The following is a 16,890-nucleotide window of genomic DNA, read 5'->3' as shown; positions in this document are numbered from 1 at the left end:
AAAAAGGACGATACATCGTCCTTTTTTGTGTTTAATCGATAAAAAATCAACAAAAATTCTTTTTTACTACTATTTTTTTAGTAGTTTCGCGGCCGAAAACGGATAAACGCCGTTTTAACAAATTTAAGTTCCCCAAACAAACTTAAACTTTAAAATAACCTATTTATGAAAAAAATTACTTTTATAGTAACGCTATTGGTATGCGTTATTTGTAATGCTCAAACTACAATAAGTGGTAGAGTAGTCGATGACTTTAATCAACCAATTCCTGGAGCTAATATCTCTTTGAAAGGAGATGCTATAGGAACAGTTACTGATTTTGACGGTCTTTTTTCGTTGACAGTAACTACAAAACCACCCTTTACGATTACTGCGAGTAGTATTGGATACGAATCCAATTCCGCAGAGGTAACTTCAGAATCAGGAGAAATAACTATTATTCTTTCAGAAGGTAATGTTCTCGATTTAATAGTAATATCAGCTTCTAGAGCACCAGAACGTTTATTTGAATCACCTGTAAGTATTGAAAGATTTGGTGTTAAAGAAATTAAAAATACACCTTCTGTAGATTTCTATGATGGTTTAGAAAATTTGAAAGGCGTAGATGTGAATACTAATAGTTTAACGTTTAAATCTATTAACACTAGAGGTTTTGCTTCGTTTACTAATAATCGTTTTGTTCAGTTAATAGATGGAATGGATAATACTTCACCATCGTTGAATTTTGCTTTGGGTAATCTTATTGGAATGAACGAACTTGATGTAGCAAACATAGAATTGCTTCCTGGAGCATCTTCTGCTTTATATGGTGCCAATGCATTTAATGGGATATTATTTATGAATAGTAAAAGCCCATTCGAAAAGCAAGGTATTAGTGCTTATGCCAAAGGAGGTGTTACTTCTCAAGATGCAGCTGGTACTAATGAATTCTATGATTTTGGAATCCGAATGGCTCATGGCTTTACAGATAATTTTGCTGCTAAAGTAAACTTCTCTTATATGAATGGTACAGATTGGTTTGCTGTTAGTAAGGAAAATATTGAAAACCCAGGCGAAAGTCGTGAATTAGATCCTGCATACAATGGTTTAAATGTATATGGAGATGAGGTTAGAACACTGCTTCCAGGTGCTGGAGTGGTAACTAGAACAGGGTATGATGAATCAGACTTGACGGATTATAATGCAGAGAGTATTAAGTTTGATGGAGCAATTCATTACAGACCTTTTAGCAATGATTTTGAAATTATTTATGCGGGTAAATTAGGTAAAGGTCAGACAATCTTTCAGGATTCTAATAGATTTTCTTTGAAGGATTTCTTTTTTCAGCAACATAAATTGGAAGTAAAAAACAATAACTTTTTTGTAAGAGGATATATATCTGCAGAAGATGCTGGTGACACGTATGATATGCGTTTTACAGGAATCAATATTAACAGAAGATGGAAAAGTGATGAACTATGGTTTCAGGAATATGGAACTACATTTGCAACTACTTTAGGTACAGATATAGAGAGACATAATGCAGCGAGAGCGTTTGCAGATAGAGATAGATTAGAACCCGGTTCTGTTGGTTTTGAAAATGCTTTTAATGAAGTTACGAGCACTCCTGATTTTCAAACGGGATCAAAATTTATTTCTAAAACAGAATTAAGACATGTGGACGCAAATTATAATTTCGGTCATGTTACTAATGATTTTGCAGATATTCAGGTTGGAGGATCTTTTAGAGAGTATTCTTTAAATTCCGAAGGTACTTTCTACACGGATTTTGATGGTGCAATTAATTATTCCGAAATAGGTGTTTATTCACAAATTCAGAAAAAAATACTAGACGAAAGACTAAAGCTTACGGGATCAGTTCGTTATGATAAATCTCAATTGTTTGACGGTAATTTTTCGCCAAGATTCTCTGTGGGATATACACTAGGTGAAAATAGAAACCGTAATCTTCGTGCTTCTATCCAAACTGGTTTTAGAAACCCTACTACTCAGGATTTATATTTGGGTCTTGATATAGGTGAAGGAGCTATTGTAGGTTCTGCTCCAGATAATTTAGATCGTTATGCAAGAACTATTAATGGTACCGCGATTACTGGTCGCGCAGCTTATGAAAATTCTTATACAGCACAATCAGTAGAAGCTTTTATAAGATCAGGAGGAACAGCTTCGCTGGAAATAGCGAATCCGGATATTGTACAACCAGAAAGAGTAACGGCTATTGAGATTGGATATAGAGCAGATTTTGGGAAACTATTGCTTGATCTAAGTGGTTACTATAATATGTATGAAGATTTTATTTCTACAATTGATGTAGTAAGCCCATTGAGCGGTAACGTTGGGACTCCTGAAGCTCAAGGAGCGATTGGAATAGGAAATTTCACAGGTTTTCAGGCAGTTACCAATTCTGATGTTGATATTAATTCGTATGGTGCAATTTTAGGAGTAAGTGCTAAAGTGTTTGGAGATTTTGATCTTAATGCCAGTTATACTTATTCTAAGCAAGATTTTGACCAGAATGAAGATCCAGGTTTTAGAACGAACTTCAATACTCCAGAGCATAAGGCTAAGGCAAGTTTTGGACATGATAACCTATTTAGAAACTTTGGTTTCAATACCGCTGTTAAATGGAGTGATGAGTATGTTTGGGAATCCACTTTTGCTGTGGGAGATGTTCCTTCATTTACAGTTTTTGACGCTCAGGTTAATTATAGAATACCAACTTTAAAAACCACACTTAAACTTGGTGGAACTAATATTGGTGGTAGTGAGTACTTCACGGCAGTTGGAACCGCTTCAATAGGTTCTCAGTATTATTTTGGATTGACAATTAATAATTTCTAATACCTGAAAATAGATGGTATTTTAGGTAATACATTTATTATCTTTAATATAGTCCCTGTTTAGTCTTCTAAACAGGGATTTTTTATTCTCAACATCTAGGATAGTTGATGAAAATGTAGGGATATTACGTGTTTATCGTGTTATTTTTGAGATGAATGCTGTTTTTGGTTCTTCAGAGATTCCTTCTTTCACTGTAATTGATGCACAAATGAATTATAAAATACCAAAACTAAAATCAGTTCTTAAAGTGGGAGCAACAAATATCAGAGGAGACGAATACTTTGCTGCTTTTGGTACAGGATTTGTTGGTTCTCAGTATTATATTGGGTTGTCTATAAACAATTTATAGTAGAATCAATATAAATAAGCTTTTAAAAAACCTGTTTGAGAAAATATTTCAGACAGGTTTTTTTGTTTTATTGATGCGATTTATTGGAAATTTAAGTGTTGTTTTTTCTAGGTGTGAAAACTATAAAACATGTTGTAAACCTGCACTTTATTATGCGTGAATAGTATCAAATAAAATTACTGTTTAACCGGAAATAAGGTGAAATTAATAATTGAATAATGCTATTCTTAAGGAAAACACAAGATTTTAACTTTTTTTATAGAATTACTAAAAAAGCGTATATTGTTGTCATAACATAAAAACTAATTTAGGATATGAGGACAATTACGTTGGTAATGATGCTTTTTATGGGCATTATTTCTACTGCACAAACAACTATTAGTGGGACTGTTGTTGATAATAATAATCAACCAATTCCAGGGGCTAATATCTCATTACAGGGAGCGGCTGTAGGGACAGTTACAGATTTTGATGGATTATTTACATTGACATTAGACCAAGCACCACCATTTACTATTATAGTAAGTAGCGTTGGTTTTGAGGCTAATTCGGTAAATATTACCGCTAGTGTAAGTAACTTAACAATTACTTTAAAAGAAGGAACAGAGTTAGATGAGGTTATTATTTCGGCTTCTAGAACACCAGAAAGAGTTTTTGAATCACCAGTAAGTGTGGAACGTTTTGGAATTAAGGAAATCAAAAATACTCCAGCGGTTGATTTCTATGATGGGTTAGAGAACTTAAAAGGGGTAGATATTAATACGAATAGTTTAACATTTAAATCTGTAAACACTAGAGGTTTTGCTTCGTTTGCTAATACTCGATTTGTACAATTAGTAGATGGAATGGACAATGCTTCACCGGCATTGAATTTTGTGTTGGGAAATCTTCTGGGGATGACAGAATTAGATGTGAATAGTGTGGAATTGCTGCCTGGAGCTTCTTCTGCTCTTTATGGAGCAAACGCTTTTAATGGTATTTTATTTATGACCAGTAAAAATCCATTTGATCATCAAGGTATAAGTGCTTATGGTAAAGGAGGAATTACTTCTCAGGATGCTGCAGGAGATAATGAGTTTTATGATTATGGTATACGAGTTGCACATGCATTTTCTGATAAGTTTGCAGGTAAAGTTAATTTTTCTTACCTAAGAGGTACAGATTGGTTTGCACAGAGCGAAGTAGATGTTTCTGCAAATCCTGTTACAGGTACTAGGTTAGATCCAGATTATGATGGATTAAATGTGTATGGAGATGAAGTAAGTACTAATATTAGAGGGGTTGGAGTAGCGCTGGTTAATTTAGGTGTATTGCCTGCTGGAGCAGAAAACCTGTTGCCAAACGAAAATGTTAGTAGAACGGGGTATCTAGAAAGCGATCTTAATGATTACAAAGCGGAAAGTATAAAATTTGATGCTGCTTTGCATTACAGGCCTTTTGCTAATGATTTTGAGGTTATTTACCAAGCAAAAATAGGTAGAGGAACAACTATTTATCAAGGTGCTAATAGGTATTCTATTCGTAATTTTTTCTTACAACAACATAAATTAGAGTTTAAGAACAATAACTTTTTTGTAAGAGGATATATAACGGACGAAAGTGCTGGAGATTCTTATGATACAAGATTTACAGGAATTAATATTAATAGATCCTGGAAAGATGATCAAACGTGGTTTGGAGAATATGCTGGTGCTTTTGTACAAGCTTCATTAGCTGGTGTGCTACCAGAACAAGCGCATTTGATAGGTAGGCAAACAGCCGATACTGGTCGTTTGATTCCAGGTACTCCAGGATTCGAAAGTGCTTTTAGACAAGTGATCTCGGATCCGGATTTGGCTACAGGATCTAAATTTCAGGATGCTACCCAGTTAAGACATGCAGATGTAAACTATAATTTTAGTCATATAACTAGTGACATTGCCGATATACAAGTTGGAGGATCATTTAGAGAGTATAAGTTAAATTCTTCGGGAACTATTTTTACAGATTTTGATGGTCCAATTCGTTATTCTGAATATGGTGTATATACACAGATTCAAAAGAAATTGATGGATGATCGCTTAAAGATAACGGGTTCTGTACGTTATGATAAGTCTGAATTGTTTGATGGTAATTTTTCGCCAAGGTTATCTTTTGGATATACAGCAGGTCAAGAAAGAAATCATAATATTCGTTTGTCTGCGCAAACAGGTTTTAGAAATCCGACTACTCAGGATTTATTTATTGGATTGGATGTAGGTCGAGCAATTCTAGTAGGATCTGCTCCAGAGAATTTGGATCGAGATGTTAGAAGTTTTACCTTAAGTGGAAATGGTCAAAATATTACCGGATCAGCAACAGCATCGGTTACTGGTAGAGCAGCATATGAAAATTCATTTTCTTTAAACTCTGTACTTAATGGAACTCCTACTGAAGCTGATGCCGGAATAGTACAACCAGAAAAAGTTACTGCATTTGAGTTAGGATATAGAGGGAAGATAAAAGGATTTATAATAGATATGAGTGCATATTACAATTCTTATGAAGATTTTATTTCTAATGAGAATGTGTTAGTTCCATTATATGGAGAAGTTGGTGATGGTACACTATCTTTATTAGCTTTACAAAATGGCGATACTAAGGTGTACCAGACGTACACTAATTCTGCCGTAGATATAAATTCTTTCGGAGCAACAGTCGGAATTACTAAAAAAATTCATGGTTTTGATCTAGGAGCCAACTATACCTATTCAGAACAAGATTTTGACAGAAATCAAGATTCTGATTTCCGAACTAGTTTTAATACACCGAAACATAAGATAAAAGCAAGTTTGGGTCACACCAATCTAGTTAAAAACTTTGGTTTTAATGTTAGTTACAGATGGAGTGATGAATACTTCTGGGAAGCAACATTTGGTGATGGAACTGTTCCTTCATTCTCTGTAGTTGATGCGCAAATAAATTATAGAATACCAGCATTGAAAACTATCATAAAAGCTGGAGCTACCAATATAGGAGGAGATGAGTATTTTACTGCTTTTGGAACTGGTTTTATAGGTTCTCAATACTATATAGGTTTATCTATAAACAACTTGTAATTAATATAAAAAATGATTTTAAGAAATATACATATGAATATTCAATATAAATGGCTATTAATCTTACTGGTTTTTGGATTTATAGCGTGTGAATCGGACGATGATGCTCCGGTAGTAGAAGAAGTAGTAATTACTTCGGGGACAGCGGATTTTTCTAAATATGTTGCATTAGGGAATTCCTTAACAGCAGGATTTACTGATAATGCACTATTCATTGCTGGACAAGAAAATTCAATGCCTAATATTTTGGCACAACAATTTGCATTAGCAGGAGGAGGAACATTTACACAACCTCTGATGAGTGATAATATTGGTGGCTTCCTTTTTGGTGGTATGCCAATGGCGAATGGTAGTTTTGGACCTAGATTATATTTTTATAGTGATGTTAATCCAGATGATGACTTTGGTTCTGGCCCTTATCCTTTGGGTATAGTTCCGGATATTTTGGACTTTACACCAGAAACGCCAGGAACTGAGGCTACAACAAATCTTGGCTCAAGCTTTAATAATATGGGAGTCCCTGGTGCTAAAAGTTTTCATTTACTAGCTAATGGATATGGTAATGCAGCTGGTTTAGCTTTAAACCCACCACTTGCGAATCCGTATTTTGTGCGTATGGCTTCTGATCCAAATGCATCTGTAATAGAAGATGCGATGGATCAAAACCCTACATTTTTCTCTCTTTGGATTGGAAATAATGATGTGTTAGGATATGCATTATCCGGAGGTGATGGGACTGATCCAATTACAGATACAGGGACATTTAACGGGGCATACAATGCGTTAGTAGCTACCTTAACATCTGGTGGCGCAAAAGGGGTAATAGCAAATATTCCTGATGTAACTTCCATCGCTCATTTTACTACGGTACCTCATAATCCGGTTCCATTAGATGCAGCTACTGCTGGCTTTTTAAATAGTGCTAGTGCTTATGGGGCATATAATGGTGGGTTAGATGCTGCATTGGCTTTTTTAACTGCTAATCCAGGAACTTTAGGAGCTCTTTTCCCAGCTACATCAGATATGACTTCATTACAATTAGCAACAACTGAAATGGCTAGAAGAAAAATAACTTTTAGTGAAGGAGAAGGAAATGCTGTGGTTATATTTGATGAGGATTTAACTGATTTGACAGCTATTAATGCTGCTCTAGTTAGTATGAGACAGGCTACAGCCGAAGATCTTTTAGTATTGCCATCTAGTAGTTTTATTGGTACAGAAGCTATTCCTGGGAATCCACAAACGGTAAACGGAGTTGCGATTCCTTTAGCTGATAAATGGGTGTTAACACCAGAAGAACAAGAAGAAATAGCTGTGGCAACTGCAGCATTTAATACTACGATTTCTGCTGCAGCACAACAAGCTGGATTGGCTTTTGTAGATGCAAATGCATTGCTTGTAGAAGTCGCTTCTACAGGGGTCTCTTTCGATGAATTTCTTTTACAAGGTGATTTAGTATTTGGAGGGGCATTTTCATTGGATGGAGTACATCCTACTGCTCGTGGTTATGCATTTATAGCAAATAAAACGATGGAAGCGATTAATACTACGTATGGATCGAATCTTCCTATGGTAAAAGCAGCGGATTACCCAACTTTTTATTCACCATTATTACAATAATTAGTTATATATAAAGAATGTGAAGCCAGCAAGAAAATATTTTCTTGCTGGCTTTTTTTATGCGATTTGCTTATGTGTCCCAGTAATATGTTTTCTTTCCAAAAATTGAAAATAAACAGACATTATGAAGGACAGAATCATATATGCTAATACTATATAGGTCGCTCCGGATAAAAGTTGATCTATTCCAAACCAACCGTTTTCCTGACTTATAAAATATATTCCTAAAGCTAGCTTTGCTATTTCAGCATAAATAGAAATAACATGTCTATCCATTAAAGAGGTATACGCAAATATGGAAACTAATAAAAAGATAGCGTATTCTATAATTTGTATAAATGTTAGATCACCAAAACTTATTAATAAATAATATAATAATGCTATTGTAGCTGTTAATTGCAACCAAGACCATAACTTAAGGAATAAGGAACTTTCTGTTTTATATTTTTCTCGGGTATATGGATCTGTTATAATTTGGATAGGATACTTCTCTTTAACATCTTCAGGTCTCCATCCAGTTGGCATAAACCATATTCTGATTTTATCCATAATACGTTTAGTTCTCCAAGCATCTTTAAGAATACCCCATGCGTGCATGAAATTAATAAAGAATGGATTCCAGGTGTTTACTGGTTTTTTTACTCCGTATACAGGTGGTTTTTCAGGTATTTCTTCCTGAAATGTTCCAAAAAGTTTATCCCAAAAAATAAAAATTTGAGAATAGTTCTTGTCAAGGTATTCATCATTTATAGCGTGATGAACTCTATGATGAGAAGGGGTTACAATAATATGCTCTAAAACTCCCATTTTGTTAACTAATCTTGTATGATACCAGAATTGAGCGAATAAATGTATAGGGGCAACTAGAGCAACCACATTAGCAGGTATTCCTAATAATGCTAAAGGTATGTAGAGAAAGAAATAAATGGAGACTATCGCCGAAATGCTTTGACGCAATGCACATGCTAGATTAAACTCTTCACTACTATGATGAATAATATGTCTATTCCAAAATAAGTTTATAGTATGATTGAAACGATGAGACCAATATCCTACAAAATCCAATCCTATAAACGTTAATACATACACTAAAACAGAAGACTTGATTTCAATCAAAGCGATTTGAGCTACCATCCAATCATAACTAATGATAATTATGGCAAGTCCGGTTAAACTTCTTAAGGAGTCCGTAATGCCAGAGCTAATACTGGAAATGGTATCCATGGCCTGGTTAACTGGGATTCCCTTCCATCTACTTACCAGATATTCCATAAGTATGAGAATTATGAATCCTGGTATGGCATAAGTTAAAGCTTCGGCATAAGTTTCCATAGTGTAAAAAATTAAAAAGTAAGATTTTGTTTGTAGGAAAAGTACAATTTAATGATTTCAAAATCAAATAAAAGCCTTGTAAAATCAATAGTTCTTGGATTGTAAATGAGCTTTGGATTTGTGCATTAAAAAAACAAAATAAAAGACGCTATTTTTTTCATTTTAAAAGCCTATATTTGCAGCCTGAAAAAAGGTCGTATTTTGTATTACAAAAATTAAGATCTTTTGAAATAGTTAAATACTAAACATTAAATAGTTATATAATGTCTCAAGTTACGGGTAAAGTATCACAAATTGTAGGTCCGGTTATAGACGTAGCATTCGCTGCCGGTACTGAATTACCAAAAATTTACGATTCGTTAGAAATTAATAGAGCAGACGGTACCAAGTTGGTGTTAGAGATTCAGTCTCACATTGGTGAGGATACTGTGCGTACCATTGCGATGGATTCCAGTGATGGATTAAGCAGAGGTGTAGAAGCTGTAGCAACAGGATCTACTATCCAGATGCCAATCGGAGGAGATGTGTACGGACGTCTATTTAATGTGATCGGTGATGCGATTGATGGTCTTGGAGATCTTCCTAAAGCAGGAGATGATGGTCTTTCTATTCACCGTCAAGCACCTAAATTTGAAGATTTATCAACTTCTACTGAAGTTTTATTTACAGGTATTAAAGTAATTGATCTTATTGAGCCTTATGCAAAAGGTGGTAAGATTGGATTATTTGGAGGTGCTGGAGTAGGTAAAACAGTATTGATTCAGGAGTTGATTAACAATATTGCAAAAGGTCACGGTGGTCTTTCTGTATTCGCAGGAGTAGGAGAAAGAACTCGTGAAGGAAATGATTTACTTCGTGAGATGTTAGAGTCAGGAATTATCAAGTATGGTGATGACTTTATGCACTCTATGGAAGAAGGAGGATGGGATCTTTCTAAAGTTGATAAAAAAGTAATGAAAGAATCTAAAGCTACTTTCGTATTCGGTCAGATGAATGAGCCACCAGGAGCACGTGCTCGTGTTGCTTTATCGGGTCTTACGATTGCGGAATATTTCCGTGATGGAGCTGGAGATGGACAAGGAAAAGATGTACTTTTCTTCGTAGATAATATCTTCCGTTTTACACAAGCAGGTTCTGAGGTGTCAGCACTTCTAGGACGTATGCCATCAGCGGTAGGTTACCAACCAACATTGGCAACAGAGATGGGTGTGATGCAGGAACGTATTACTTCTACTAAGAAAGGATCTATTACATCTGTACAGGCGGTTTATGTACCTGCGGATGATTTAACGGATCCAGCACCAGCAACAACATTTGCTCACTTAGATGCAACAACAGTATTATCTCGTAAGATTGCTGAGCTTGGTATTTATCCTGCCGTAGATCCATTAGATTCTACATCAAGAATTCTTACTGCTGATATTTTAGGAGATGAGCACTACAACTGTGCACAAAGAGTAAAAGAGCTTTTACAACGTTATAAAGAATTACAAGATATTATTGCTATTCTTGGTATGGAAGAATTATCAGAAGAAGATAAATTAGCGGTAGGACGTGCACGTCGTGTACAACGTTTCTTATCTCAGCCATTCCACGTAGCGGAGCAGTTTACTGGTATCCCAGGATGTTTAGTAGATATTAAAGATACAATTAAGGCATTTACTATGATTATGGATGGTGAATTAGATCACTTACCAGAAGCAGCGTTTAACCTTAAAGGTACGATCGAAGAAGCTATCGAAGCTGGTGAGAAAATGTTAGCTGAAGCATAAATAGTACTGAGAAGTTCGTAATGAGTAGTGAGAATAATTTGTTTTGCTTATCACTATCTTAATACTAATTACTCAATACTCAATACTTTAAAAATATGTATTTAGAAATAGTAACTCCAGAAGCAGTTTTATTTAGTGGTGAAGTAACCTCAGTTGCAGTGCCAGGAGTAAATGGAGAGTTTCAGATGTTGGATAATCACGCACCTATTGTTTCTTTGCTTGCTAAAGGAAATGTAAAGGTTTACGGAGATATGAATTTAGAAGAAGAAGTGGCTGAGAAATTCACTAAAGAGAATGGAGTGACACTACTTCCTATAAATTCTGGAACTATCGAAATGAAAGATAATAAAGTTATTGTACTTGCTGATTAAGTAATAGTATTTACAATTTCAGATGATTATATTTAATCCCTATTATAATTTAATAGGGATTTTTTATGTTTTTAAACAAAGCTTTTCCATATACAACATCTTTCAGAAATCATGTGTTGATTTCCGTTATTTTAAGTTTCCTGGTAGTTTTTATACTAATCTTTTTACAACCTTTCGGTTCGAGTAATTTTAATCATCCTCATAAGGACCTTTATTTTATAGGATACGGCATTATTTCTTTGGTAGTTTACACTTCTCTTTATTCCTTATCAAGATGGTATTATGTGAATTTTAAAATATGGAAATGGAGCGAAGAGTTGATATTCTCTTTTCTATACGTTTCAATAGCCATTGTTATTGCTTTTTTTTATACAGAACTATTCATAAATAAGAAACCTGAACATATATATCTTAGTTTTTTTATGAACTGGTTTCGATTGATGTTTCTAGGTTTTGGAATAATCTTATCCACATTGTCCATTTTTTTAAGACGTTATTATGGTAAAATTAAAGAGAATGAAAAGGAAATTAGTTCAGAATCAGAAAAGGCTGTGCTGCTAAAAAGTTCTTTGAAAAAGGAATCGTTTTTAGTCGTATTAGGGCATATTATTTATATTAAGTCAGAAGATAATTACATAAATATTTATTATCACGAAGGATCAGAAGTGAAGAAAAAAGTAATGCGCAATACGCTTTCATCGGTATCTAAACAATTAGAAGATATGATAAGAGTACACAGATCATACATTGTTAATCCTAACTACATAATCTCTTTAGAAGGTAATGCTCAGAATGGAAGTGTTTATTTACAATATATAAAAGATGCTGTTCCTGTATCTAAAACCTACTTTGATAATGTGAAATCTCATATAAGTTGACCACATAACAATAAAATTTCGCCACAAAAAATATTTCTTTACCACGAAAAGTATGTAATCATAACATTCTTTTTTTCGTGTGGAGCATAGCATGTTTATTTGATGTAATAAACAATTAGAAATATTAAGAATGAAGAAATTTATAAGAACATTGAAAGTGATTATCATAATAATGATTTTCATTGTAGTAGGAACTGTAGTTTATATAAGATTTTCTAGGTATACAGATAAAATGATTTATCAAACTAATGGTATAGCTTATGATAATTTTGAATCCAGAATAAATCATAAGGAATATTATTTTGACATCGATGAGAATACTGTATTGCATGGTGTGCTTTTTAAACCCGATTTTCAGAAACCAAGAGCAACTATTATACATTATCCAGGTAAAGGGATGCATTTAATGACATCTCAAAAATATTATGAAATATTAGTCAAAAAAGGATTTCAGGTGTTTAGTTTTGAGCGCAGAAATTTTGGTAAATCTACTGGGGTGGCAAATAATTCGTTAACACTGAAAGAAGATAGCTTGTATGTATTTGATAAAATAGTGACTGATAAAAATGTAAAAGACACTCCAATACTTATATGGGGGCAATCGCTAGGAGGAGCCTTTGCTACCATGAATGCGGCAGAACGCAATGATAAGATAACGGGAGTAATTTTAGAAGGTACATTTAATTCATTTCCGGATATAGGAAAGGTGTATGCAGGTGCACTAGGTCTAGAGAATTTTAAATGGTTGATACCTTTGTTAATGAATAATGATTTTTCTGCTGAAAAGGAGATAAAAAAGATCAGCAAACCCATATTGATTATTCATAGTGTTATTGATCAACAGGTTCCTTTTGAATTAGGAGAGAAACTATATGAAGTCTCTGATGAATCCAATACACAATTTTGGGAAATTGAAGGAAAACATATTAAGGCAATATTTGAGTATGAAGAAGAATATATAGAGCGGTTCGAAGAAATGATAAACTTGTAGGTAGTTTAATAAGTATAACTCCTAATTCTTATCCATTAGAATTAGGAGTTATATATGGTTATATCGTTTATTTAAGAAAATTATAAACGAATTATGTTGTCAATTCTATTCTTGTCCAGTCGCGTTCCATAGGGGTCAATAGAGATATATGTCGGTAATTCGTCAACAATTACCTTAACTTTAGAATGTTTTTTATCGAATTGATGTGCTTCTAAATATAGAATCTCATCTCCTACTTCAATTTTTTTAGGGTGTTTGGTGAACAGTCCTATTTGGATAGGTTCATTGATAGATATAGCTAGATCTTTGCCTTGATTTTTTGTTTCGAACCTTTTGGTGGTTACGTCTAGAATAATTTCAAATTTACCTGTTGGTAATTCTTTATAAGAAGCATTGTCCACTTTTAGATCATATGTGATAACTCGTTTAAACCAATCATCAATCAAATTATGATATTCCACAGGTGTAACCTGATATACTTCTTCCAAAAAATCTAATGTGATTACTTCGAATTCTTCTTTGTTTCCGTATTCCGATACGATTTTTTGTAGAATATGATCTATTTTTTCTGTTCCTATTAATTCTTTGAGGGCTAACATAGTCGTATAATCTTTACCATAAAGCAGGTGGTTTTCTCCATCGGATAGATATATAGGTGGTTCCATCTTAGAAGCGTAAGAACGTCCCGTAAAATATCGATTATTAGAATATTCTGATAAGTTCCATAATGCACCTTTACCATAATGTTTTTCCATCACAGCAATTTCTGTGTATTTGGCGAGTCCTTCTATAAAAAATCCACTTCCCGCAGTCATCTTAGGCGTTAAGATATGCCCCCACCATTGATGTGCTACCTCATGAATAGTACGTTTAGCAACTAGATTAAAGACATCAGTGTTCCGTTGATCTAATAAGTAAAATCGATCTTCAACCACACTAATAGTTCCTGGTAAAGCTTGCCCTCCAAATGGCCAATATGCCGGTATTTCTGCTATACGAAGATGATCATACGGATAATCTCCAAAATTTTTAATACAATAATCCAGAGCTTCTTTACTAGCCTTCATAGTTGAGGCAATATTCATGTCATGATCCGGATGAAAGTATTGTTCTATACTAACTCCTTGATATATTTCTTTTTCTATCTCATATTTGGCAGAAAAATATCCTAATAATGGAGATATTTTACCATCCACTTTATAATGGTAAAAGTTTCTATTGTCTTCTTTCCATTCTTTAATTAAATTTCCTGGTGCAATAGCAATTTGATCTGATTGCGTAGACACGATAGTTTCGAAAGGAAGTTTGCCAATAAGATTATCCGGTATACTATGGAGATCGTTAGGCTGAATGATCTCTTCTTTCAATTCAGGTAAACCTCTTTTTTTTCGTTCTGAAGAATTTCGGATTTCTCTACTATTTCGATAGCCTAATGAAGGTTCAAAAGAGGAATGGGTTATATAGCTACCATTCTCGACAATAGCACCTCGTCTTTCAAAACCATCATTCTGTACAATAAGTTCATATCTAAATTTTAGCTGCTCTTTTGGTAATAGCGGATCCTTTAATTTGAATAAATAGGTCTTGAAAATAGTGTCGTATTCAATTAATGTCGCATTTTCTAAAAAAACAGATTGTAGCGGTTCTCTAGGTGAGATAAAAACAAGATCAACTGTAGAATTGCTCTTGTTTTTTAGTATGTAATCGGCTTTTACAGTATATTTTTGGGCATCGGGATAAATATCTACTGTTGTTTTGATAGTGACAGGATACAATTCTTTTAGTACATCATATTGTTTAAACTTGCGTTCATATTCTTCAGCTAAATCTAATTGTTTATTAGAAGGAATATATTCGTTTATAATATTCGTGTTATAAAAAATAACACTTCCCGCACCGATGAAAACAATAAGAAACCCAAAAACAATACTTCTTTCTGATTTTTTCCAATTAGAAAACAATTGTTGTATTCGAAATTTAAAATTTGAAATAATGCCTCGCCTCCATAATTTAAAAGCTAGCAGCACTAAAATTCCTGCAAAAGCCATCCAATATAAAGCATACCAATGAAAAGGTTCTAGATAAGTTCCATAGCCATTCATATCGATATATACTATCGGCGAAGTTTTTCCTAATTGCAGTAACATATGTTCGATTCCTATGTAATTACTTAAAGAACTACCTAATAAAAAAATTAAGATTCCTGAAAGGAACATTCCAAGATATTTATTGGATACTAAACTTTGAATAAACAATGCAACAATCCCGTAAAAAATCAATCCGATTCCTTCAAAATAAAATAGATGGATGTATTGTGTCCATTCGAATTGATAATAATTTCCTGCAATTTGAAAGCCAATACACATCAAAATTCCAATAAAAATTAGTAGGATTGGTAGTAATAATAGCGCTACATATTTTGAAAAGAAGAAGATATTATTGGATGCGGGAGTAACATCTGTTATAGAATTAAAATGCAAACTGCGTTCTCGCCACACCAACTCTCCACTATAAAAAATGATCAAAATCAATCCCATGATAGGCAAAGGATCACTTATTTGTTCAATCAAAAGATAGGTTGCTGGATACAGACTATCGCGATAGGCTCCTCCTTCATAAACTTTACTATAAATTTCTGTAAAAGCTATCAAAATCCATATTAAAAGTATAGCGATAAATGGTAGGCTTGTAAAAATAGCTTTCAATTCTAATTTTGTTAGTGATAGGAATCCTAATAACTGCGCTTTAGTAGTTTCTGAATAGGTCAAAACAGGAATATATTCTTTTTTCTGAATGACTTCCTGTGCCGCATTTTTTGTTTTTTTTATTTTTCGAATTCCTTTTCGAAAAGAAAATAATTTATAGGTAATGGTTAATAGTATTATGGAAAAAGACAGCCAAACAATTCTATTCCAAAGGAAAAATCCTGAAAAAGATACTAACTGATTATTTTTTTGAAAAGGAGTCCAGTACATGGTTTGTTCAAAAAAAGCGGACAAGCCAAACGGATCCATTAATGCTGCAATGACCATATTTTCTGGCGATGGTGGAACAGCTTGGGCTAGCATAGGAGAGTTTAAAAATATAGAACATCCCCAGTATAATGCGTAGATAAAAACAGCTCCGATGTATACGAGTAATGCTTTTCTGGAAAGTGCCGCAAAACAGAATAATAGTGCGGTTAGAATAAACAAATTAGGTAACACCATTGTACTCCATATATAAATATAATGGTGCAATACAAAAGGCGCAATACCATCGGGATTGTTTGAAAAAAAAGTGCCTAATGCAAAACCTAAAAGCATAAGCGTATAAACTAATAGACTGACCAAAAACCCTCCTGAAAAGCGACTCCAGTAAAAATGTTGTTTTTTTACGGATGTACTATGAATAATTTCTTCCGCATTGTATTGCCGATCCCTAACCATAGCGTTTATACAATAAAACATAGTAGCAAAAACTGATACGAGACTAAATATTCCAATAAAAAAACTAATTTGATATGGGGAGTTAGTTTTTACCAATTCTGTTGCCCCTAACCTTCCTCCAGAAGACATATAAAATCCTAAGAGGAAAAAGATAATCGAAAACATATAGAATGATAATTGTTTAGAATGGTATCTCCATTCAAACTTGATAAGTTGTATAAACATGACGGA

The 16,890-nt window shown here is 33.8% G+C and carries 10 protein-coding genes; 8 read left to right on the top strand and 2 right to left on the bottom strand.

Features of this window, described 5'->3' with window-relative positions; all coding sequences use genetic code 11:
* The first annotated feature begins 165 nt into the window (after positions 1-165).
* The 4 genes from Q0975_RS08365 (at position 166) to Q0975_RS08350 (ending at position 7,887) form a co-directional block, all read left to right on the top strand.
* Positions 166-2,841, top strand: coding sequence for a TonB-dependent receptor (locus Q0975_RS08365; protein ID WP_299435236.1), 2,676 nt, complete (start codon positions 166-168; stop codon positions 2,839-2,841).
* A gap of 151 nt (positions 2,842-2,992) precedes the next feature.
* On the top strand, positions 2,993-3,190 hold the full coding sequence (locus Q0975_RS08360) for a hypothetical protein (protein ID WP_299435235.1): 198 nt from the start codon (positions 2,993-2,995) through the stop codon (positions 3,188-3,190).
* 314 nt (positions 3,191-3,504) lie between these two features.
* Positions 3,505-6,267 carry a TonB-dependent receptor gene (locus Q0975_RS08355; protein ID WP_299435234.1) on the top strand — a complete coding sequence of 921 codons (2,763 nt, stop codon included), beginning with the start codon at positions 3,505-3,507 and terminating at the stop codon, positions 6,265-6,267.
* 33 nt (positions 6,268-6,300) lie between these two features.
* Positions 6,301-7,887 (top strand): G-D-S-L family lipolytic protein, encoded by a 1,587-nt coding sequence (locus Q0975_RS08350; protein ID WP_299435232.1) that lies wholly within the window; start codon positions 6,301-6,303, stop codon positions 7,885-7,887.
* A gap of 57 nt (positions 7,888-7,944) precedes the next feature.
* Here Q0975_RS08350 and Q0975_RS08345 read toward each other — a convergent pair whose 3' ends face one another.
* On the bottom strand, positions 7,945-9,219 hold the full coding sequence (locus Q0975_RS08345; RefSeq protein ID WP_299435230.1) for a sterol desaturase family protein: 1,275 nt from the start codon (positions 9,217-9,219) through the stop codon (positions 7,945-7,947).
* A gap of 263 nt (positions 9,220-9,482) precedes the next feature.
* Between Q0975_RS08345 and atpD the strand changes: the two genes are divergently transcribed.
* From atpD to Q0975_RS08325, 4 genes are all read left to right on the top strand, one after another.
* Positions 9,483-10,991: a F0F1 ATP synthase subunit beta gene (gene atpD / locus Q0975_RS08340; RefSeq protein WP_299435229.1), complete on the top strand. Its 1,509-nt coding sequence runs from the start codon at positions 9,483-9,485 to the stop codon at positions 10,989-10,991.
* A gap of 95 nt (positions 10,992-11,086) precedes the next feature.
* Complete coding sequence (locus tag Q0975_RS08335; RefSeq protein WP_280933543.1) at positions 11,087-11,362, top strand: F0F1 ATP synthase subunit epsilon; 276 nt, start codon at positions 11,087-11,089, stop codon at positions 11,360-11,362.
* A gap of 284 nt (positions 11,363-11,646) precedes the next feature.
* Positions 11,647-12,240, top strand: coding sequence for a LytTR family DNA-binding domain-containing protein (locus tag Q0975_RS08330; RefSeq protein ID WP_299435227.1), 594 nt, complete (start codon positions 11,647-11,649; stop codon positions 12,238-12,240).
* Between the two features lie 130 nt (positions 12,241-12,370).
* Positions 12,371-13,231: an alpha/beta fold hydrolase gene (locus tag Q0975_RS08325; protein ID WP_299435226.1), complete on the top strand. Its 861-nt coding sequence runs from the start codon at positions 12,371-12,373 to the stop codon at positions 13,229-13,231.
* Positions 13,232-13,311: 80 nt separating this feature from the next.
* Here the strand turns inward: Q0975_RS08325 and Q0975_RS08320 are convergent, their stop codons facing one another.
* Positions 13,312-16,884 (bottom strand): M1 family aminopeptidase, encoded by a 3,573-nt coding sequence (locus Q0975_RS08320; protein WP_299435225.1) that lies wholly within the window; start codon positions 16,882-16,884, stop codon positions 13,312-13,314.
* Between the last annotated feature and the right edge of the window lie 6 nt (positions 16,885-16,890).

The sequence above is a fragment of the uncultured Aquimarina sp. genome, from assembly GCF_947500065.1.
GTDB lineage: Bacteria > Bacteroidota > Bacteroidia > Flavobacteriales > Flavobacteriaceae > Aquimarina.
The sequence above is the reverse complement of the archived record's forward strand: the minus strand, read 5'-3'. Positions and strand labels throughout refer to the sequence as shown.